General features: G+C 50.1%; 25 protein-coding genes and 1 pseudogene. 8 read left to right on the top strand and 18 right to left on the bottom strand.

The window, feature by feature from the left end; all coding sequences use genetic code 11:
- Nucleotides 1–454: 454 nt before the first annotated feature.
- Nucleotides 455–1,222, bottom strand: a complete 768-nt coding sequence (locus tag SIB58_RS08770; protein ID WP_197461067.1) for a sulfite exporter TauE/SafE family protein — start codon at nucleotides 1,220–1,222, stop codon at nucleotides 455–457.
- A gap of 78 nt (nucleotides 1,223–1,300) precedes the next feature.
- Between SIB58_RS08770 and SIB58_RS08765 the strand changes: the two genes are divergently transcribed.
- Both SIB58_RS08765 and SIB58_RS08760 read left to right on the top strand, forming a co-directional pair.
- Nucleotides 1,301–1,585: a DUF3104 domain-containing protein gene (locus SIB58_RS08765; RefSeq protein WP_066905219.1), complete on the top strand. Its 285-nt coding sequence runs from the start codon at nucleotides 1,301–1,303 to the stop codon at nucleotides 1,583–1,585.
- Between the two features lie 29 nt (nucleotides 1,586–1,614).
- Entirely contained in the window at nucleotides 1,615–1,821 is a 207-nt protein-coding gene (locus tag SIB58_RS08760) for a hypothetical protein (RefSeq protein ID WP_066905222.1), read from the top strand.
- Between the two features lie 72 nt (nucleotides 1,822–1,893).
- On the opposite strand, the gene SIB58_RS08755 is transcribed toward SIB58_RS08760, so the two are convergent.
- From SIB58_RS08755 to SIB58_RS08735, 5 genes are all read right to left on the bottom strand, one after another.
- A complete protein-coding gene (locus SIB58_RS08755) occupies nucleotides 1,894–2,607 on the bottom strand; it encodes an SDR family oxidoreductase (protein WP_066905224.1) in 714 nt (237 codons plus the stop codon).
- 259 nt (nucleotides 2,608–2,866) lie between these two features.
- Nucleotides 2,867–3,196 (bottom strand): hypothetical protein, encoded by a 330-nt coding sequence (locus SIB58_RS08750; protein ID WP_156486498.1) that lies wholly within the window; start codon nucleotides 3,194–3,196, stop codon nucleotides 2,867–2,869.
- A 435-nt stretch (nucleotides 3,197–3,631) separates the two neighbouring features.
- Nucleotides 3,632–3,763 (bottom strand): hypothetical protein, encoded by a 132-nt coding sequence (locus SIB58_RS08745; RefSeq protein ID WP_369813409.1) that lies wholly within the window; start codon nucleotides 3,761–3,763, stop codon nucleotides 3,632–3,634.
- Between the two features lie 340 nt (nucleotides 3,764–4,103).
- Nucleotides 4,104–4,394 (bottom strand): Nif11-like leader peptide family natural product precursor, encoded by a 291-nt coding sequence (locus SIB58_RS08740; RefSeq protein ID WP_066905228.1) that lies wholly within the window; start codon nucleotides 4,392–4,394, stop codon nucleotides 4,104–4,106.
- Between the two features lie 392 nt (nucleotides 4,395–4,786).
- Nucleotides 4,787–4,882: a Nif11 family protein gene (locus SIB58_RS08735; protein ID WP_197461068.1), complete on the bottom strand. Its 96-nt coding sequence runs from the start codon at nucleotides 4,880–4,882 to the stop codon at nucleotides 4,787–4,789.
- A 1,440-nt stretch (nucleotides 4,883–6,322) separates the two neighbouring features.
- Here SIB58_RS08735 and SIB58_RS08730 point away from each other — a divergent pair.
- Together SIB58_RS08730 and SIB58_RS08725 are read left to right on the top strand one after the other, a co-directional pair.
- Complete coding sequence (locus tag SIB58_RS08730) at nucleotides 6,323–6,607, top strand: hypothetical protein (protein WP_156486499.1); 285 nt, start codon at nucleotides 6,323–6,325, stop codon at nucleotides 6,605–6,607.
- Between the two features lie 136 nt (nucleotides 6,608–6,743).
- Nucleotides 6,744–7,148 (top strand): hypothetical protein, encoded by a 405-nt coding sequence (locus SIB58_RS08725; protein ID WP_067325293.1) that lies wholly within the window; start codon nucleotides 6,744–6,746, stop codon nucleotides 7,146–7,148.
- Between the two features lie 573 nt (nucleotides 7,149–7,721).
- Here SIB58_RS08725 and SIB58_RS08720 read toward each other — a convergent pair.
- Together SIB58_RS08720 and SIB58_RS08715 are read right to left on the bottom strand one after the other, a co-directional pair.
- Entirely contained in the window at nucleotides 7,722–7,988 is a 267-nt protein-coding gene (locus SIB58_RS08720) for a Nif11-like leader peptide family RiPP precursor (RefSeq protein ID WP_066905234.1), read from the bottom strand.
- A gap of 199 nt (nucleotides 7,989–8,187) precedes the next feature.
- Nucleotides 8,188–8,373: a Nif11-like leader peptide family RiPP precursor gene (locus SIB58_RS08715; protein ID WP_369818620.1), complete on the bottom strand. Its 186-nt coding sequence runs from the start codon at nucleotides 8,371–8,373 to the stop codon at nucleotides 8,188–8,190.
- 245 nt (nucleotides 8,374–8,618) lie between these two features.
- Between SIB58_RS08715 and SIB58_RS08710 the strand changes: the two genes are divergently transcribed.
- Nucleotides 8,619–8,816 carry a DUF3104 domain-containing protein gene (locus SIB58_RS08710; RefSeq protein WP_066905236.1) on the top strand — a complete coding sequence of 66 codons (198 nt, stop codon included), beginning with the start codon at nucleotides 8,619–8,621 and terminating at the stop codon, nucleotides 8,814–8,816.
- A 141-nt stretch (nucleotides 8,817–8,957) separates the two neighbouring features.
- Nucleotides 8,958–9,089, top strand: a complete 132-nt coding sequence (locus tag SIB58_RS08705) for a hypothetical protein (protein WP_255355627.1) — start codon at nucleotides 8,958–8,960, stop codon at nucleotides 9,087–9,089.
- A gap of 171 nt (nucleotides 9,090–9,260) precedes the next feature.
- Here SIB58_RS08705 and SIB58_RS08700 read toward each other — a convergent pair whose 3' ends face one another.
- From SIB58_RS08700 to SIB58_RS08665, 8 genes and pseudogenes are all read right to left on the bottom strand, one after another.
- A complete protein-coding gene (locus SIB58_RS08700) occupies nucleotides 9,261–9,602 on the bottom strand; it encodes a hypothetical protein (RefSeq protein ID WP_156486500.1) in 342 nt (113 codons plus the stop codon).
- 91 nt (nucleotides 9,603–9,693) lie between these two features.
- Complete coding sequence (locus tag SIB58_RS08695; protein ID WP_066905583.1) at nucleotides 9,694–10,047, bottom strand: thermonuclease family protein; 354 nt, start codon at nucleotides 10,045–10,047, stop codon at nucleotides 9,694–9,696.
- A gap of 339 nt (nucleotides 10,048–10,386) precedes the next feature.
- Nucleotides 10,387–10,575: pseudogene (locus SIB58_RS08690) on the bottom strand (Nif11-like leader peptide family RiPP precursor); the annotation flags it as partial.
- 53 nt (nucleotides 10,576–10,628) lie between these two features.
- Nucleotides 10,629–10,916 carry a Nif11-like leader peptide family natural product precursor gene (locus SIB58_RS08685; protein ID WP_082823261.1) on the bottom strand — a complete coding sequence of 96 codons (288 nt, stop codon included), beginning with the start codon at nucleotides 10,914–10,916 and terminating at the stop codon, nucleotides 10,629–10,631.
- 636 nt (nucleotides 10,917–11,552) lie between these two features.
- On the bottom strand, nucleotides 11,553–11,816 hold the full coding sequence (locus SIB58_RS08680) for a Nif11-like leader peptide family natural product precursor (RefSeq protein ID WP_066905241.1): 264 nt from the start codon (nucleotides 11,814–11,816) through the stop codon (nucleotides 11,553–11,555).
- 223 nt (nucleotides 11,817–12,039) lie between these two features.
- Nucleotides 12,040–12,243 (bottom strand): Nif11-like leader peptide family RiPP precursor, encoded by a 204-nt coding sequence (locus tag SIB58_RS08675; protein ID WP_066905242.1) that lies wholly within the window; start codon nucleotides 12,241–12,243, stop codon nucleotides 12,040–12,042.
- Nucleotides 12,244–12,289: 46 nt separating this feature from the next.
- Nucleotides 12,290–12,520 (bottom strand): hypothetical protein, encoded by a 231-nt coding sequence (locus tag SIB58_RS08670; protein ID WP_067325299.1) that lies wholly within the window; start codon nucleotides 12,518–12,520, stop codon nucleotides 12,290–12,292.
- An 81-nt stretch (nucleotides 12,521–12,601) separates the two neighbouring features.
- Complete coding sequence (locus SIB58_RS08665) at nucleotides 12,602–12,742, bottom strand: hypothetical protein (RefSeq protein WP_156486501.1); 141 nt, start codon at nucleotides 12,740–12,742, stop codon at nucleotides 12,602–12,604.
- Nucleotides 12,743–12,891: 149 nt separating this feature from the next.
- Between SIB58_RS08665 and SIB58_RS08660 the strand changes: the two genes are divergently transcribed.
- Together SIB58_RS08660 and SIB58_RS08655 are read left to right on the top strand one after the other, a co-directional pair.
- Nucleotides 12,892–13,473: a hypothetical protein gene (locus SIB58_RS08660; RefSeq protein WP_231856965.1), complete on the top strand. Its 582-nt coding sequence runs from the start codon at nucleotides 12,892–12,894 to the stop codon at nucleotides 13,471–13,473.
- Nucleotides 13,474–14,418: 945 nt separating this feature from the next.
- Nucleotides 14,419–14,955: a hypothetical protein gene (locus tag SIB58_RS08655; RefSeq protein ID WP_066905248.1), complete on the top strand. Its 537-nt coding sequence runs from the start codon at nucleotides 14,419–14,421 to the stop codon at nucleotides 14,953–14,955.
- 68 nt (nucleotides 14,956–15,023) lie between these two features.
- Here SIB58_RS08655 and SIB58_RS08650 read toward each other — a convergent pair whose 3' ends face one another.
- Nucleotides 15,024–15,566 (bottom strand): hypothetical protein, encoded by a 543-nt coding sequence (locus tag SIB58_RS08650; RefSeq protein WP_156486502.1) that lies wholly within the window; start codon nucleotides 15,564–15,566, stop codon nucleotides 15,024–15,026.
- A complete protein-coding gene (locus SIB58_RS08645; protein ID WP_156486503.1) occupies nucleotides 15,530–16,111 on the bottom strand; it encodes a hypothetical protein in 582 nt (193 codons plus the stop codon). The genes SIB58_RS08650 and SIB58_RS08645 overlap by 37 nt, the downstream gene beginning before the upstream one ends.
- Nucleotides 16,112–16,113 lie beyond the last annotated feature (2 nt).

The following is a 16,113-nucleotide window of genomic DNA, read 5'->3' as shown; positions in this document are numbered from 1 at the left end:
GCTGGTGACTCTGCAGCGCTATGGCGCCAATGCCAGGCAGTCGAGGCTGATGACTGCCGCTTAATAAGTTTTGACCGGAGTTGTTGAAATAAATCAGACTTGGTGGCTGATTGAGCCATCGGGCTCTATGTATTTCCATTGCTAAGTATTAACTCAAAAGGACATGGGGCCCCCTCCAGTTACACCTTTCAGTTCCTTTTGGCTGGGCTGACTGACATGTTCTTGATTAAGCTCGTGCCCGCTTTATTTGGCGATAGTCATGACATTCACAGGTCTCTTTGCTGCCTTTCGATCCCCTGAATGTTGTAACCATCGTTGCATTGGCGATGAATGCTTCAAGTCGCTCTAGAGATATGCAGGATTGGTCACTACAGGAGAAATTGCCCTGGCCAGCCGCAGCGTCATCTTTAATTTGGATATGACTCGTTCTAATCTTGTTGGTTGGGAGATCAGCTCAGAGGCTGCGGATCAGCAGTGAAAGGCCCATCAGCAGAGCGATACATTCGAAAGCTTTCTTCACTAGTCGGCTTCCTTGTTTGAGCGAAAGGTGAGCACCGAGATATCCCCCAATGAGCGATCCCACGATCAGGACTGGCAGCCAGCTCCAGTGAATTTCGCCGCTGAACCCGAGGACCAAAGCGCCGGTTCCGTTCCAGACGAGGCCCACCATGATCAGTGTGTGGGCAACGGCTCTTGGATAACTCAATCCGAACCAGCGCACCAGCCATAGCGTGACGAAAAGGCCTGAGCCTGATGAAAGCGAACCGTTCAGCATGCCGATCACGAAGAGCACGCCAATACCGATCAGCAGTTGCTGTCTGTTGTGATTCACCACTCGTTCGGTCCGTCCGAGTTTGGGGCGACGGGCCGAGTACAGGCCGAGGGATAGCGTGAGAAACCCAAGGGCGGCTGTGGCGACGCGATCCGGCAAGGCCAGCACGCTGCTTGCTCCGATCCATACTCCCGGGAGACCAGCCAGCAGAATTAACAGGCTTAAGTGGGGATCGAGGCTGCTGGCCTGCCAGTGGCGACCTGCGGCGCCAAGGCCTAGTGCCACGCTGGCCAGTTTGTGGGTGGCCAATGCTGAGGCGAAGGGTAACCCCAGCAGGATCAGCGCCGGTAGCTGCACCAGGCCGGCGCCTCCACCTGCAAATGCTGAAAGGGCGTTGGCTACAACAGCAATCATGCCGAGTGCCAGCTGCAGCAGCAGCTCACCGGCCATGGATTGATCTCGGTTGAGTCATTGCTGGTAAGCATTGCCTCCCAGGCTTAACCTATTCAGCAAGAGTACGTGCGTACTATGCTTGACGGTGTGTCGGTTGGCATTGGTTTCATTCCTCAGCAGGACCCCTCGGAGCGGCCGGTTTTCCTGGATGTTGGTCCAGGGATGACGGTGATCGTGCGCCATGACTGCCTGACTTGGGAGAAGCCTGATAAAGACTGGTGGATGGGGCAAGTGATTCACTGCGGCGGCCCTGCACGAGACCCGAAGATCCACAACCTTTTTCAGATCGCTGATGTGGATTCCGGTGAGATCAAGTGGGTCAATGCCGATCTGGTGACTCAAATCCTTCCTGGTTGCTAGAAACGCTGATAGGAATTGCTTCAAAGAGCATGAATGACCACTGGGCAAACCGCATGACCGTTCCCGTTGTCCGCGTCAAAGAGTTTGCAGAGCTATCGGCTTGCTATCAAGAAGCGCTGAAGGATCGTGGCGCCCTGGACTGCACCTACAAGCTTTGGTCTGAGATGACTGCTGCTGAAAAAGCCAAAGCAGCAAAAAGACTGCCGAACACAGCGAATAACTGGTATGTGAATTAATTGGACGGGTATAACCTGCTAGTTCTCATAACAGAAGGAAGGCTTATGCTTCCGAGGAATTCGTAGCAATAATCAGAACGCACAGTCTGTAGGCATCACAGCGATATCTCGGATGCAGATGTGTTGTGGCTGCTGCCAGCAGAAGAGGACGATTGTTGCGAGTTCCGCTGGAGCAATGAAAGTCGGATTGCCAAGCATTTCGCAGTATTCCTCAAAGCTGATCCCCATCTTCTGATGAATCGCTGTTCGGATCAGTCCGGGGGCAAGGTTGATAATACGGACATTGTGGTGAGCTTCCGACATGTTCAGGCTCTCACCCAATGAGCGCACGGCGTGCTTGCAAGCGTGATAGACCGGTGCCCCTGGTGCAGGCTTGCGATCGCCAATGGAGCTGATATTGATGATTGTTCCGCATTTGCGTTCCCGCATACCTGGCAAAACAAGGTGAATGCCATTTGTCACTCCTTTGATCATGGTGTCGACTTCCTCATTGATCTGCTCGATGCTGAGGCTGTCCAATCCGCCGATGTGAATCATCCCTGCGTTGTTAATCAGACAGCCTGTGGGCCCGTACTGACTCTCTGCTGTCGCGATGGCATCCCTCAGCGCTTGAGCGTCGGAGACATCAAGCCGCCGGTAAAGCACTGGCTGATTGGCCAATGTTGGATCCTCCTTCTGGTTTCTTGATATCAACAAACAGGGGTGACCGGCTGATGAAAAAGCATGGGCCAAAGCCTTTCCGATCCCTGCCCCCGCTCCTGTAATCACCACCAGTTGTGCTGTCATGGTCTCGACCGACGGACTGATTGTTCACAGCTTGGCAACAGACCCCTTCACTCGCTGACTAATCGGATCTTGTTGGTCTGTACCATCCCGGAGGCTTCCACGGCAGCAAAAACCCCGCACTTGGCGGGGCGTGATCAGTGTGAGTTTTTTGTCGGGAGATCGATGGAGACACTCAACGCCCCTTGCTTTTCCCTTTCGGGTCTTGTAAGGCTCTCAGCCTCGCTTTCAAGGCTTCAGGCTTCCCGACAGAAATTTCAAATCAGAAGCTGATCTGGATTCCGAACCCAGGATGGCGATGGTTGTATCCGTAGGCAGGAATCACTCTCGGATAGCCATAGACCTCGCGGTTGTAAACCCTGCGAGCATGCCGCCAATCACGATCGTATGCTCTCTGGTAATGATTAAATTCGCGAACATCATGGCGGAATTCACGATGAATTCTTCTTAGTTCATGATGTCTATGATGATGGTGATGATGCTCTTTTGCGTCAGCAGCCGGTGGAGCAATAAACATTGAAGCGCCGATAACAGAAGCGGCAGCGATGGAAGAGACGAGTTTCATTGGTTTGGTGTGAGGGCAGGAGGTCATCCCTCCGATGTCTTCAGCATCGCTGAACTGAGCTCAATACACATCACCCGGAAGGGTGATGTTTCGTCTTACGCGATCCCTCAATGGTGTGACCCGTTTCTTTCAGATCTCTAATTAGTGCATTTTCGCTTGTTCAAAACTTGCGGAGCTCACGCTGCCGGCCAGTATTTGAAGGTCGCGGTGGAGACGCCCTCTCACTGGTTGATGTTTCTGCGGATGGCAGGGTGTTTTTGCAGTCGCAACGCGGTTCCTTGATCGCGAGCGTAATGACGGCAAGTGCCAGGAAAGCAACGGCTATCGAGTTGATTGGCGTAGATCTGGTGTCCATAAGGTCAGGGGCGATGTGCTTCTATCTAATTAATCTTGAAATGGCGACTGGCAACCATTACCCATTGCATATATCTCCTGCACAGACAGCTCTTCATCTGTATAGATTCAGCATAGATTCCCAATAAACGACAATACAGTTGGCTTCAATTTTGGGTATCTGGTTCCTCCAGATGCGTTTCCCAACTCTTCGTCAGAAAGCGCTGATTGAGCCTTCTTTAGGTCATCAGCAGAAATCATAAATCTTATTTCTTTCGCAATCGCAGCAACAGCACCAAAATCAGCAGTAGCTGTCAGTCTCCTGAGGATTAGGGTCACCTTCAATCTTCTCAAGAAAAACTTTGAGTTGCTTCTCTGACATTAGAGTGCATTGAGCTACAGTCTAGTTCTAGCAACAGCATGCTGTAGTGTTTTTGGCTAATACTTACTGTTCCTAATCGTGCCAGTTGTTGGAAGCTTGTTTGAGGGATTATTTCAGGCTATTGAAGCAATAAGGCCTCTTTCTTGGAGGGGGTTTGAAAGTGTAGACTGTGCTAGAGCTCGAATGCTGAAGTATGAAAGTAGCTCTGTTCAAATAACCTTAAATTATGGCATTATCACACGGCTTAGTATACCCGGGAACCTCACCACTAGGTGAACATCCAGTAGTGCATTTGTTTAGGGCATTATCCGTGCCACCCAAACCAGCCTCTAGCTCATCATCAGGTATGTTTTGGCTATGTGAGTTTAGATCTTTTGTCGTGATAGAGAACCCAGTAGCTTTGGCAATCGCAAGAACTGCATCTGAATCTGCAGCTTCTTTGAGCTTCTCCTGAAGGGTAGTGTCAGCTTTCACTTTTTCTAGGAAAGCTTTGAGTTGCTCTTCTGACATGTGTATGAAGTCGGTTCTGCATTTATAGCAACGGACTATTGCAGCGTCATTGGCTAATCGCTAGCGCGCTTAATCGTGATAGGTATTGGCCTATAATTTGTGGGCCTCTTTGGGTTGAGTGAGTCAATAGAAAAATCTGCTGATGCAATGGCTAATTGATGGCTAGACTTGGCCATGAGTTAATTAGTTATTCAAATAAAGTATCGTTCATGGGCGTGATTCTGTTTTCATGATTTATATACTAAAGCACACGTTTGAGTCTTTACATTCACAACCAGTACAAGCACCTGCGAAGGAAGATACTCCTGCAGCTGCGCTCTCTAGCTCCCATTCGCTGACTTGGCTGACCTTATCAGCAGTAAATTGATTACCTTGGTCTTTGGCAATTGCTACTACTGCATAGAATCAGCAGCTCCTCTTAGGTTCTCCTGAAGACTGGTGTCGGCTTTGACTTTGGCGAGGCATGCCTTGAGTTGTTCTAGGGACATGGGTGATTGGACACTACCGAGGACTTGGCTACCGCCAGCAGCAGCGTCAGCCGACCTTCGGGCACCTACCGGCTTATTGGTTAGAAAGTTTTTGACAGTCTTTCAGCAGTTTTCTGCCTTGAGCGGTAGTGACGCCTTTCCAGTAGCTCTCTAGTGCAGTCATTGGCTTTTCCCCTGTCGGTAAATAAGTTCTACGTATGATTCACAACGCGAAGAAGCCGAAACAGCCGCACTGAGAGGTACGGATTCAGGAACGTTCCAGACCAGATTCCACGGGAGCATATTGACGGGCTTGACCGGCGCCCAACTCCTTTACGTGCTGGTACTGGTGTCCTAGTTTTGTGGACATGTCTTTTGACATAGGGTTTACAGCTCACCCGAGTCAGGGAGGCTGTTTTACACGGATTTGCCTTCAGGGTTGAGGGACTCCTTGCTGGGAGGTGCTGCCTGTAAAGAATCGAGTCCATCATTTTCACCTTTCGCGTTATTCATGCCTGTGCGGCTGTCTGTGATCCTCAGAACCATAACCTTGCTCAGATCACAGCTATAGGATCCGGAGTGAGGTGGGTCAACTCTGATTTCGTATCCCACATGCTCCCTTCTTGCGGTCAGAACGATTAGATTCTCGTTTTCTATCGTTAACGCAATGATTCCAGAGCCCTATGAACTTTTCGATATTGACAAAGGCTCAGACAAGTTATTCCTTATCGGGAGCACTTGGATTGTTCTTTTTTTGTTTCTTCTGTAAGACACATCTGATTTTCTGCTGAGCCGACTAGCCGACTTGCAGTTAATCTATTCAAAGATGTTTCCCTTCGTGCCAGATTTTTCATCTCATGCGGGTGTCGTTGATTTCACGACTTTTGGGCAGCAGTCCTTTTGATTTCCGCATTGCAGGCACATCCGTGTGTTTCGGAGCTGCTTTTGATTGCACTTCAGTTCTGCTATGCCGTCACTTTCAGCCCGTTGGTAATGCATGCATTCCCCTTAGTCACTGCTCCAGAGCGTCCAAGAAGTCATCCAGAAAGGTCCTTAGCCATGTCTTCCTGGCTGGATTGACGTTCCCAGTCACAGTTGACCAGTGCACCACTTGGTGGCAATGCAGAGAAGCACCGCAACTCTGTTTTTTTCACTGATCGAAGCTGATGGCTGCTGCTTTGCCTCCAGCACAAACTTATTTGCACATCACCGCTTAGCAGTGGTGGTTATCGCTTGAGGAATTCTATGGACCGCTTTAGGGCCGGTTGCTCTTCTTTCAATTTGCTATTCGAGTGATGAATGGAGGATACATGTGTACCATCTGCTGAATCCACGATTCATGTGTGTCGTGCTTCTGGATCCACCCTATGGTTAAAAGTAGTCGGTAGCTTTTGATATGTCGGGATTTTGTCGAAAAAATTGGTTATTTTGATTTTGTACCACTCCAGGAATTTTCTTAGAATGAAGCCAATCAAGGTTTTGACAATCCTACCGTTAACTTTGCTTGCAGTTGCTTGCGAAATGGGTGCAGACGTTCCAGGTGAATCAGATAAAAAGATTAAAGAAATTTGTGCTCAATATAAAACCGAGCAAATCACTAAAGATGAAGCGCTTGATCGTTTGGGGTTAAAAGACGAGGAGCAGGCTAATACTGTTGATGGCTCTATCGATACAGATGAGCTGATTTATGATATTTGTGATCCCTCGGCAGCAAAAGATCGGGGTGATGTTGAAGACGGCATCTGAGTACAACTTCTGCCTGAGTCTTGTTCGATCGAGAGCAAGTGCCGAAATTACTTTCGGCATTTTCCTTTTGTCCATAGCCCAAGAAATCCCCAAAACAGCTGCTGCAGAGTCCTATTGCAGTGCTGCATAGGTCAATATGGGCGTCAGCGTTTGGCTGTTTGTCAAAACCCGGCTGGAGCTCACAGCAAGCAGCAAAGAATGTTTTCAAAAAAATTTGCGCGTTGACCTTTTGTTTTGCTCCATTGTGCAAACAAGTCAAAGACATTGGATGGACCATCTAAAAGTGCTGTTCCCAGTGAGTTGGCTGCAGCCAACGTATGAATTGCTTCTTGCTCTGATGTTTCTATTAGGGTTAGATCTTGCACTTTTTTATTTCACCATTATCACTTGGAGACCTGCGGAGGAACTGCCACTCTCAAACCAAGATGTGACCCTTCATTTCATTGGTTTTCATGCAGCAACAGTTGCCTTGAACATGTTTCATGTCTTCCAAATGCTTTCTAATTGTCCTGCCGGTATAACGTTTTCGCGAAACTACTAGCAAGTTGTCAATCATCAAAGTCTGCTCCAAGCACTTTTAAATACAATCCCCCCTCAGTGACATGGTTTTGAAACAAAGAGGTATGGATTCACAGCCGCAGTGAATTAGCGCCTACGGGAGGTGTAAATATAACAGTCGAACCTTAAGAGTACGGTCAGTGTCATAGTGGCGAGCCAAGGCATTTATTTATCGATTCAAAGCCAGCAGCTATCTCTTGCATTTCCCATCTGAGAGCATTGAGTGAGCCTTATTAAGTCATCAGCAGATATCACAAATCCAACCTCTTGCGCAATCACAAGAACTGTATTTGGATCTGCTGTCGCTTTGAACTCCCCTTGTGATTCAGCATTTGATTTGATTTCTCCCTAGAAAGCTATGCGTTGTTCGTTGTTCATTAGTCGTGTCTAAAAGCAGAATCTGTCTATTATGCACTCGACGTTTCGAAGCATCTTTGCCCAGTTATTGCTGTGCTCGAAAACGCTGGATCTAGGGGTCTGGTTTATTGGTTATTAAACCAACAGTTTCTGCAAATTAGATCTTGGAAATATTATCTATCTTTCAAAAAAAGACTTGTCAGCCGGAATTAGTGTATTGAAGTATTTGGCTGTCATCTATGCAGGTTGTTGCGATTTGGCATCCAGTGCATATGTTTGCTCCTCCTGAAACACTTTCTAATTCGCCATCTGTGAGTTCATTGATATGCATAGAGGTAAAAACGTGGCCATTTTCTGCAGCGATAAGTGTTATTTCGTCGGCGGACTCAGCAGCTTTTACCCTCTCAAAGAGTCTGGCATCGCTTCTTACTTTTGCTAAAAATCCCTTAAGCTGATCTAGGGTCATGACTGTCAAGTATGTATAAGAGTTTTAGCAGTGGTGTGCGGCGTTGTCTGTGGCCAATGATTCCTGTATTTCATCTTTCGGGCATCCTATGCCGTTTTAATCAAAAACGAAGGTTCTTGCTGCAATAAAAACCTACGCCTATGCTGAGCTTTTGAGTGTTTATCTATTGTAGCTTGGTGGGGTCTTTGTATTACCAGGTTCAGTGATGTTTGCCCTTAGCTACACTTTCCAATTCTTTATCTGAAAATTCTAGTTGAGCTTTCTTAAATTCGTCAGCGGAGATAATAAATCCAGCCTCTTTTTCGATCGCATCAACAGCATCAATAACAGCAGCAGCTTTGATCTTCTTCTGAAGCATGGTGTCGCTTTGTACTCTCTCACGAATGAGTTGAGTTGCTTTTCAAATATGGGTGGTTGGTTAGCACAGAAAACTTTGCCATGACCAGCAGAACGTCACCGCTACTCAGGGCACCTTCCTGTACAGACCTGCCAGGCGGTCTTGGCTAGATTCTCCCAACCTTGACCTGTGCAGGTGCACTAGCCAGGAAAACGTGTCGGTCGATCATGGCTTCTTGGACCCCTAGGTCCCCTTAGGGCAGCTGATCTTCCGGAGTCAGGCCCTTATCGGGAATGATGGTGGTCCTGCGCCAGGATAATCTGAGCGCTGAAAGGGTCGACAAGCACTGGTTGATAGGCCAGGTCATCCACTGCGGGGGAGCAGTATGTGGCCCAAAGCCCCCCCTCCTCTTGCAGATCGCTGATGTTGATTCAGTTGTGATTTGCTGGGTTAGCGATGGTCTGGTGACGCATACCCTTTCATCGATCTGATGAGACTGTCAGCACCATCACAGATTTACTTGATATTGAGCATTGAGTCAGACGCTGAATTCATCGATGGTGACATCAACCGCCACTTGTCCCATGAACCTCGCAGAGAACTTGTTCGCTCTTAAGATAATTCATTGCTCCATGAACACGGTCAACCCTGAATCTCAAAACATGAAAAACCTGCGGCGAGCAGCTTATCTACATGTCATCGTCAATGCTGCTCTGAACGAGCAGGTAAGCAGCCTTCCGCAAACGTCTGAGATCTACAGCTGATCGGTATTAATGCATCGCTAAAAACCCCGCACTTGGCGGGGCGTGATCAGTGTGAGTTTTTTGTCGGGAGATCGATGGCGATACTCAACGCCCCCTGATTTTCCCTTTCGGGTCTTGTATAGCTCTCAGCCTCGCTTTCATGGCTTCAGGCTTCTCGACAGAAATTTCAAATCAGAAGCTGATCTGGATTCCGAACCCAGGATGGCGATGGTTGTATCCGTAGGCAGGAATCACTCTCGGGTAGCCATAGACCTCGCGGTTGTAAACCCTGCGAGCATGCCGCCAATCACGATCGTATGCTCTCTGATAATGATTAAATTCGCGAACATCATGGCGGAATTCACGATGAATTCTTCTTAGTTCATGATGTCTATGGTGATGATGATGATGATGGTGATGATGCTCTTTTGCGTCAGCAGCCGGTGGAGCAATAAACATTGAAGCGCCGATAACAGAAGCGGCAGCGATGGAAGAGATGAGTTTCATGGGTTTGGTGTGAGGGCAGGAGGTCATCCCTCCGATGTCTTCAGCATCGCTGAACTGAGCTCAATCCACATCACCCGAAAGGGTCTCTTAAGGCCCTACGTCTCCTTCATTCAGGTCTTCAGCGCGTCCAGGGGCTCTGGCTGGCGTATTTCCAAGAGATCTCTGCATGGCGACTGGTGACCATTGTCTGCTGGACGTTGATCCCGTCGATGAACAGCTCCCCGACAGTTCGGTCATAACGGTCGGTTGTGATGCGGCGAAGGCTGACGGACTTCCCTACAACCATGCCCTGCAGATGATCACGGGCAGCTCTGGCAAGCTCCGGTTTAGCCCGCTTGCCTTTCAGCTCCGGGGTGTCGATGCATGCCAGCCTGATCCGTTCACCGAAAGAAGTCCGGCAGGTGTCGCCGTCGTAGCAGCTGCGTATGGTGACGGTGTCCAGAGTCGAAACAGTCTGTGTTAGGCCAATCATGAACAGCAGTGCAAATGAACTGATCACGGCAGTGTGAAATTCCGTCTCTCTGTAAGTGATGGTTCAGGGGCGGCGCTCTGCATGGCCAGCTCATCAAGTTTGAACAGGTGCAGCTGACGCAAGCCTTCACCGTTAGTCCACGGGATACCCTCAGCAAAGGTGCCCTCCTTGTGCCCTGATCTTGCTCTGCCCAAAATCAACCTCCAAGGCTTGGACATCGCCAGCCTGGTCTTCACTTAACTACGTTCAACTGTGCAAGGTATTGGAGGCTATTTATGGGATTAGTCAGGCTGTTGAAGCTATAAAAGCCCTGACAATGCGGGGGTTTTATTGAGCAGACTATTGTATCTGGTGATTTATACAGGTATTAAATAATTGTTTACGACAGTATCTGTATCCACAGCCCCTGCGAGCCACGCCTTCCATCTCCTCTTCACTGAGCTGGTTGATCTCGTCAGAAGTAAATTCATGACCATGCTCTTTAGCAATACCTACAACATCTTCTGGTGACTCTGCTGCGTTTATTTTCTACTGCAGGCTGGAGTCGCCTTTGACTTTGTTAAGGAATGCCTTGAGTTGTTCTAGGGACATGGGTGACTGCCTTTGATCAGTAGACTATTTGTAACAGTTGGCACACTAACAGCAAATGCACAGAAGTTGTTAGAAGTTAGCTTGTTAGAAAGTCCGCTCACAGCCACGCCTTCCAGCTCTTCATCAGAAAGTCTAAGGTCATCAGCAAAAATACTAAACCCTGCTTCTTTTGCAATAGCAAGAACAGTATCAATATCAGCTGCTGCTTTTAGTTTCTCCTGAAGGCTGGTGTCAGCTTTGGCCTTCTCTAGAAAGGCTTTGAGTTGTTCTTCTGACATAGGTGTCAGGTCTGTTTAGCAGTCATAGCAGCAGTCGGCAGTTGGGAATAAAAAAACCCCGCACTTGGCGGGGCGTAATTTGTCTCACTTGTTGAGAGGCCTGCGTTCAGTTTTTACAAACATCTTCCCAGAGGTGAGAGACAGCGATCGAGTGGTCGATCCAGATTGCCGAGATACCTTCCCCCAGCAGCAGCTTCCAACTCTTTATCAAAGAGCGGTTGACGCTCTGCCTGGTTGGATGTTGGAACAGCGTCCTTGATTTGCAAGGAAGCATTGAAAATTGAAGTAGTCATTGTCAAAGCTGATAAGTGTTTGAGTTGTGTTGGGGGTGTTGCCCCCTCGACTCCTTCAAGATCACAGCCCTACTGGTGAACGCCACTACACAGCTCTGGTCAAGTCCCCGCGAAGTTCTGGTGAGCTTCTGGTGATTCAGTCACCATCTAGTCGGGCAGCGCTTTAACCTGCCTGATTGCTACTCAACTGCGCTCAATCGTGCCAGGTATTGGGAACTATTTATAGGATTAGTCGGGATTTTAAGCTATAAAAACCCTGTTAATGTAAGGCCTATGAGTTTGTAGTCTGTTGTTCTACTTGCATTTACAAGCTCATCATTTTTGTCACCCAAAGCAGACCTTTTTAAGTAATTCTACAACAGTAATCATGCCAGCTATCACCTACATAGCTTTCAATGACCGGCCCAGTCAAAACCTCACATGCTCCTCCGCCCGCTCTCTCTAGCTCATCATCCCTCACCTTTAATTCTTCTGTAGCGATCGAGAAACCAGCCTTTCTTGCTATCCCAACAACAGCTTCAGCATCAGCGGCTGCTTTGAGCTTCTCCTGAAGGTTGGTGTCGCCCTTGACTATTTCAAGGAAGGCTTTGAGTTGCTCTTCTGACATGGGTATCAAGTCTATTCAGCAGTTATACCAACGCTCTGCTGCAGCGTCTTTGGTTAATAGTCACTGCGCTAAATGGTGCCAGGCATAGGAGGCTGATGTTTTCATTATCTGTAGCGCAGTGATTACACACTCCTGTTGAACCCGTCGCATTTAAAGGTCGCCATTAACAGAGTATCCAGCACGATAAATTTGTATAATCTTCAATGATTTTGTGGGTAAAAATTCAATCGCCGCCAGCTGCTTTTTCAAGTTCCTTGTCGGAAATCTCTGCTTCGGCTTTCTTCAATTCATCCGTCGAAATCACAAATCCCGATTCTTTAGCAATTGCTACCACTGCATCGGCATTTGCTGCAGCTTTGAGCTTCTCCTGAAGGCTGGTGTCGCCTTTGACCTTTTCTAAGAAAGCTTTGAGCTGTTCATCTGACATGTGTGACTGGTCATTACAGAAGACTTAGCCATGGCCAGCAGCAGCGTCATCTGTATTCAGAGCACCCTCCGGCTTGGTCTTGCCAGGTAGGGCTCCAGTGGCGACAACGCTTGACCAAGTGAGTGCCCTGCTGCAGCAGCTGCTGACGGAGGTTGCAGGCCACCATTGTTCGGCAGTTGGCATCCACGCCATAGGCGAAGTGCTGGCAAGTCAGGCAGATCCGGGCGCCTTTCCAGTTCTGCAGCTCCCGTTCATCCACAAAATCCCATTCCTCCATCGATCCCCCTCTGCTGCAGTACAGGCGTACTAAGCCAGGAAGGGAGTGGTTGTCAAGCTTTGCGCTCGGCAGGGCGGCTGATCACTTGCCGCGAGCCTTGTCGGCTCGCTCATTCACCGAGGGGATGATCAGATCTGAAGCCCTGGTGGCATCTCCAGGGCGCGATGGCTGTGGAGTGGGAATGCTGTCCCAGGGATTGCGGGCGGTTTTGGGTTCGGACATTGGTTTAGTGAGAGGGGTTAAATCCATTCTGACAAGGTTTATATCCCGAATTCAGCCCACCAACTGATGGGCGACTAATGTCAACTGATCATTCCTAAAAAACTCCACCGGACAAGTCATTGTTTTTTGTTGTTTTACTGCTGGCACACATGCAGGCAGTTCTTATTCCAGCTTGGATCGCAAGTCGTATAAGCTCAAGAAAATCAACAATGTGTACTGTTTTGCCAAATGGCGGCATCTCGTTGCTTTTATTTGGCTTTACTTGTTTCAGCATTGCTGCTTTTGCGGAAATGTTGGATCACACAGAAACAAACTGGATCTACATCAATCGTTTAAGTGGTTGGAACGGACTTTTTTATGCAGGCCTTGCAGGAGGCCTGGCGAGCTTGACTGCATCTGTCACTGCGAACAAAACACTCCGAGTGTCGCTCTATTTGCTTGTAATAGCAGGAATTGTGGTATATCCGCTTCTCGGAAAAGGTGTCACAATTTCGCTCCAATCAATCATAACAATCATATTTTTGGCTCAATGGTGGAGACGTTTTCATGATCCAATTCTTTGGATCTATCCGATTTGCGGGGTTGTGCTTACAACGGTTTTTGGAGGCATGCTTAGCTCCAGTGGTAATCAGATATGGCATGTATTTATAGGTCCTGCCGGCTCGATCAGTCTGATTACACTTTGGATACTTCTGAATCGCGCTGAAAGGAAACACAATTTCTCTAATTGAATACACAAACAACAATCAGAGAGAAGCTGGAATGACGCCGCATTTACATCGTGGATGGAGGGGCGAGGCATAAGGCCTAGGCCGCAGGTCAAGCGCTGGAGCAAGCATCGGGCGAGCAGAACAGCGTCACCGGCCCTGAGCACGACCGGATCACCTGGCGAGGCTGTTGATGGGGTCTTCTCAAGCGCGGCCCTCAGCCGCTCGAGCGATGTGAGGTTCATCGCTGCTCTGAGGTGGTGGTTCTCCTCCGACAGGCGAGTGGTCCAGTTCAGGTCGGCATCACACTCGATGTGATCAATCCCAACAGCAACATCCCAAAGAGTTTCACGCGGCAAAGACAACTCAATCTGTTTACTTTCAGATGCAGTGTTTGACATAGGAACTGGCCGTTCACGACATAAAATATAAATACCGCAAAGCTCAGAAATGACACACGGCCTTTCTTCGAATATCCTTTGTCTGAAGAGATGGGCACAGCACAATCCTGAGATGCCGATGCCAGAGGACTGGGCGACATTTAGCAAAACAATCCCAGAAGATGCGATCCGGATGAGAGTGAAGGACCCTGAACTTGTTTCACTCCTCAATATCAACGCACCGGCACAACTCAAGGCTGATGCCCTGACTGATGACTTTCCCGATGTGGCGCCGACAGAGCGAGAGAGCAGAAGCTCAGCGAAGGGCACGCGTTCAAGAAATCTTCGATCAGAAACCTTTCGGCGGTAACGGTCGCCCAATGAACATGAGTCCGTGCTTGGAGCTGGCCAAGCTTGACCCCGCCCTACATGCACAACTTGAAGCGAATTTCAAACAATGAGGGCCCAGCGAAGATGAACTCTTGGTTCAGCAGACTCAGCAGAAAGCAGCTCATGAGAGAGCTCGCCATGAATCTCAATTAAGGGGTGTGCAGTTGGCACAGGCCGAGACCATCCGCCAGAGGTTCCGTTGAGCGTTACCTACCGCGGCGATGTCCTCGAGCTGCACGGTTCAACGTGGGATCTCCCGGAGGGACTGCCCATCGAGAAGGCGGCCAGCTGGATCGAAGACCAGTGGATCAAAGGCGAGATGGAGCAGGCCACAGCAGAGCTCGAGGCCGAGGCCTCTGCTGCTGCTCCGGTGGTGATCGAAGAGCCAGAACCACAGGCTGAGCCAGAACCGGAGCCAGAGGCCGCACCTCCGGCGCCGGCATCGATCGGTGCTGCTGATGCGATCGCCATCCACACCGCTCTCAGCAAGAGCCGTGATGAGGCCAGGAACGCTGCAGGTGAAAACCAGAAGATCCTCAGCCAGATCCGCGAGGCCCAGGCCAGCGTGGCTTCAGAGAAGGCCGAGGTCATTCGGCTCACCAAGACAAACCAGCGGTTCATGAATGAAGCGTTTGGCTCTTTTGCCAAGCGACTAAAGGAGGCACAGGTTGAGCTCGAGATGCTGCACCGCCAGATCGCGGAGCTCAAGCAGGCAAGTGGTGGGCGCGCGCCCTGAGGCGTCAGTGACCCTCTCTGTGGACCACCACGGTCGGCCTTGTGGGGGCACATGGCCGGCCACCCCATTCACACCGGCTCCCAGAACTGGGAAAAACTCGGCCGGTTCCAGCCATCGTTTCGGCCGTAGCGACGACTTCTCTCAATGGCGGAATGCTTCAGGTTCCACTGGCGCCACCAGGTGAAGGGATGGCCCAGAAGCTCGAGCTCATCACGGTGAACGCTGGTGGTCATCTCCAGCTGTGGCTGATGGGGATTCTTTGTCAGGTAGTGGATCCGAATCCAGGCCTGGGCCCCTGAGATCTCCTGCACCAACCCATCGAGACAAACCTCTCCGATATCGGTCCTGGTGGAGGGGTCGATCTTCCGGCTCGCAGCAGCGCTGATCAACACACAGCGATTGGGTTCAATCTCTCCCCAGGCCTCCTGGTGGGACTCTTCGCGGAGCCGGTCTTGCTCGGCCTGTTGGCGTGATGACTCCGCAAGGTTGGCGATCACGGCACGGGTAGCGGCCTTGCCCTCCTCAAACTCCTCCCGGCTCCCGTAGTGGCAGCCGCTCACCGGATCGAAGAACATCACCACACCCTCACGTCGGTCTGGCCCGTGAGCCACTTGGTGTTGCTCCAGATCACGGCATAACGGCCGGCATCACAGGCGTGATCCGCCTGACCAGAGGCGATCCTCTCGACATTGCTGGGATCTCGGGAAAGGCTTGGCACCGTGGCTTCCCAGGCCGCACACCGGGTGGACCACGTGAGCCATGGAGCGGTGAAGTTCTTGCGGGTGCTCGAGAGCCGGCTCTTCAGAGCTCCCAGGCCGGCCTCAAGGGTTGCCACGTTTTTGCCGACAGGCTGCAGCGGCACCCCGGCCATCTTGAAGTCACCTGTAACGCTGCCGTTCGGGGAGCCGTTCCTGGCGAACACCGCGTCATCACACAGGATCTTGATTTGCCGAGGCCTTAGGCCCCAGCGCTCAAGCCACTCGCGGAGGGCCTCAGCCTGCTCCTGATTAGTGAGCATGGATCCCTTAGACCACTGTCTACCACTGCGATTTTGGCTGCAGGTATAGAGCTCATCGCACAGATGAATCGAGCCCCGTGGAGTGTCCAGGCCTGGCGGCCGAGGGACGCACAGATACCAGGCGCTGGGTGCGCTCATTC

The sequence above is a fragment of the Synechococcus sp. MIT S9504 genome (assembly GCF_047497135.1).
Classification (GTDB): domain Bacteria; phylum Cyanobacteriota; class Cyanobacteriia; order PCC-6307; family Cyanobiaceae; genus Synechococcus_C.
Note: the sequence above shows the minus strand (reverse complement) of the source record. Positions and strands in the feature narration are given on the sequence as shown.

Bases quoted from the DNA above. Each gene is read 5' to 3' on its own strand.
- SIB58_RS08760 (WP_066905222.1), top strand. From the start codon at position 1,615: ATGAATGACCACTGGGCAAACCGCATGACCGTTCCCGTTGTCCGCGTC.
- SIB58_RS08710 (WP_066905236.1), top strand. From the start codon at position 8,619: ATGATGGTGGTCCTGCGCCAGGATAATCTGAGCGCTGAAAGGGTCGAC.
- SIB58_RS08735 (WP_197461068.1), bottom strand. From the start codon at position 4,882: ATGTCCCTAGAACAACTCAAGGCATGCCTCGCCAAAGTCAAAGCCGAC.
- SIB58_RS08645 (WP_156486503.1), bottom strand. From the start codon at position 16,111: ATGAGCGCACCCAGCGCCTGGTATCTGTGCGTCCCTCGGCCGCCAGGC.
- SIB58_RS08770 (WP_197461067.1), bottom strand. From the start codon at position 1,222: ATGGCCGGTGAGCTGCTGCTGCAGCTGGCACTCGGCATGATTGCTGTT.
- SIB58_RS08740 (WP_066905228.1), bottom strand. From the start codon at position 4,394: ATGTCAGAAGAGCAACTCAAAGCTTTCCTAGAAAAAGTGAAAGCTGAC.
- SIB58_RS08695 (WP_066905583.1), bottom strand. From the start codon at position 10,047: ATGATTGGCCTAACACAGACTGTTTCGACTCTGGACACCGTCACCATA.
- SIB58_RS08680 (WP_066905241.1), bottom strand. From the start codon at position 11,816: ATGTCAGAAGAGCAACTCAAAGCCTTCCTTGAAATAGTCAAGGGCGAC.
- SIB58_RS08730 (WP_156486499.1), top strand. From the start codon at position 6,323: ATGAAGCCAATCAAGGTTTTGACAATCCTACCGTTAACTTTGCTTGCA.
- SIB58_RS08665 (WP_156486501.1), bottom strand. From the start codon at position 12,742: ATGTCCGAACCCAAAACCGCCCGCAATCCCTGGGACAGCATTCCCACT.
- SIB58_RS08725 (WP_067325293.1), top strand. From the start codon at position 6,744: ATGGGCGTCAGCGTTTGGCTGTTTGTCAAAACCCGGCTGGAGCTCACA.
- SIB58_RS08705 (WP_255355627.1), top strand. From the start codon at position 8,958: ATGAACACGGTCAACCCTGAATCTCAAAACATGAAAAACCTGCGGCGA.
- SIB58_RS08700 (WP_156486500.1), bottom strand. From the start codon at position 9,602: ATGACCTCCTGCCCTCACACCAAACCCATGAAACTCATCTCTTCCATC.
- SIB58_RS08720 (WP_066905234.1), bottom strand. From the start codon at position 7,988: ATGACCCTAGATCAGCTTAAGGGATTTTTAGCAAAAGTAAGAAGCGAT.
- SIB58_RS08685 (WP_082823261.1), bottom strand. From the start codon at position 10,916: ATGTCAGAAGAACAACTCAAAGCCTTTCTAGAGAAGGCCAAAGCTGAC.
- SIB58_RS08755 (WP_066905224.1), bottom strand. From the start codon at position 2,607: ATGACAGCACAACTGGTGGTGATTACAGGAGCGGGGGCAGGGATCGGA.
- SIB58_RS08660 (WP_231856965.1), top strand. From the start codon at position 12,892: ATGCAGGCAGTTCTTATTCCAGCTTGGATCGCAAGTCGTATAAGCTCA.
- SIB58_RS08670 (WP_067325299.1), bottom strand. From the start codon at position 12,520: ATGGAGGAATGGGATTTTGTGGATGAACGGGAGCTGCAGAACTGGAAA.
- SIB58_RS08750 (WP_156486498.1), bottom strand. From the start codon at position 3,196: ATGACCTCCTGCCCTCACACCAAACCAATGAAACTCGTCTCTTCCATC.
- SIB58_RS08745 (WP_369813409.1), bottom strand. From the start codon at position 3,763: ATGATTTCTGCTGATGACCTAAAGAAGGCTCAATCAGCGCTTTCTGAC.
- SIB58_RS08675 (WP_066905242.1), bottom strand. From the start codon at position 12,243: ATGTCAGATGAACAGCTCAAAGCTTTCTTAGAAAAGGTCAAAGGCGAC.
- SIB58_RS08765 (WP_066905219.1), top strand. From the start codon at position 1,301: ATGCTTGACGGTGTGTCGGTTGGCATTGGTTTCATTCCTCAGCAGGAC.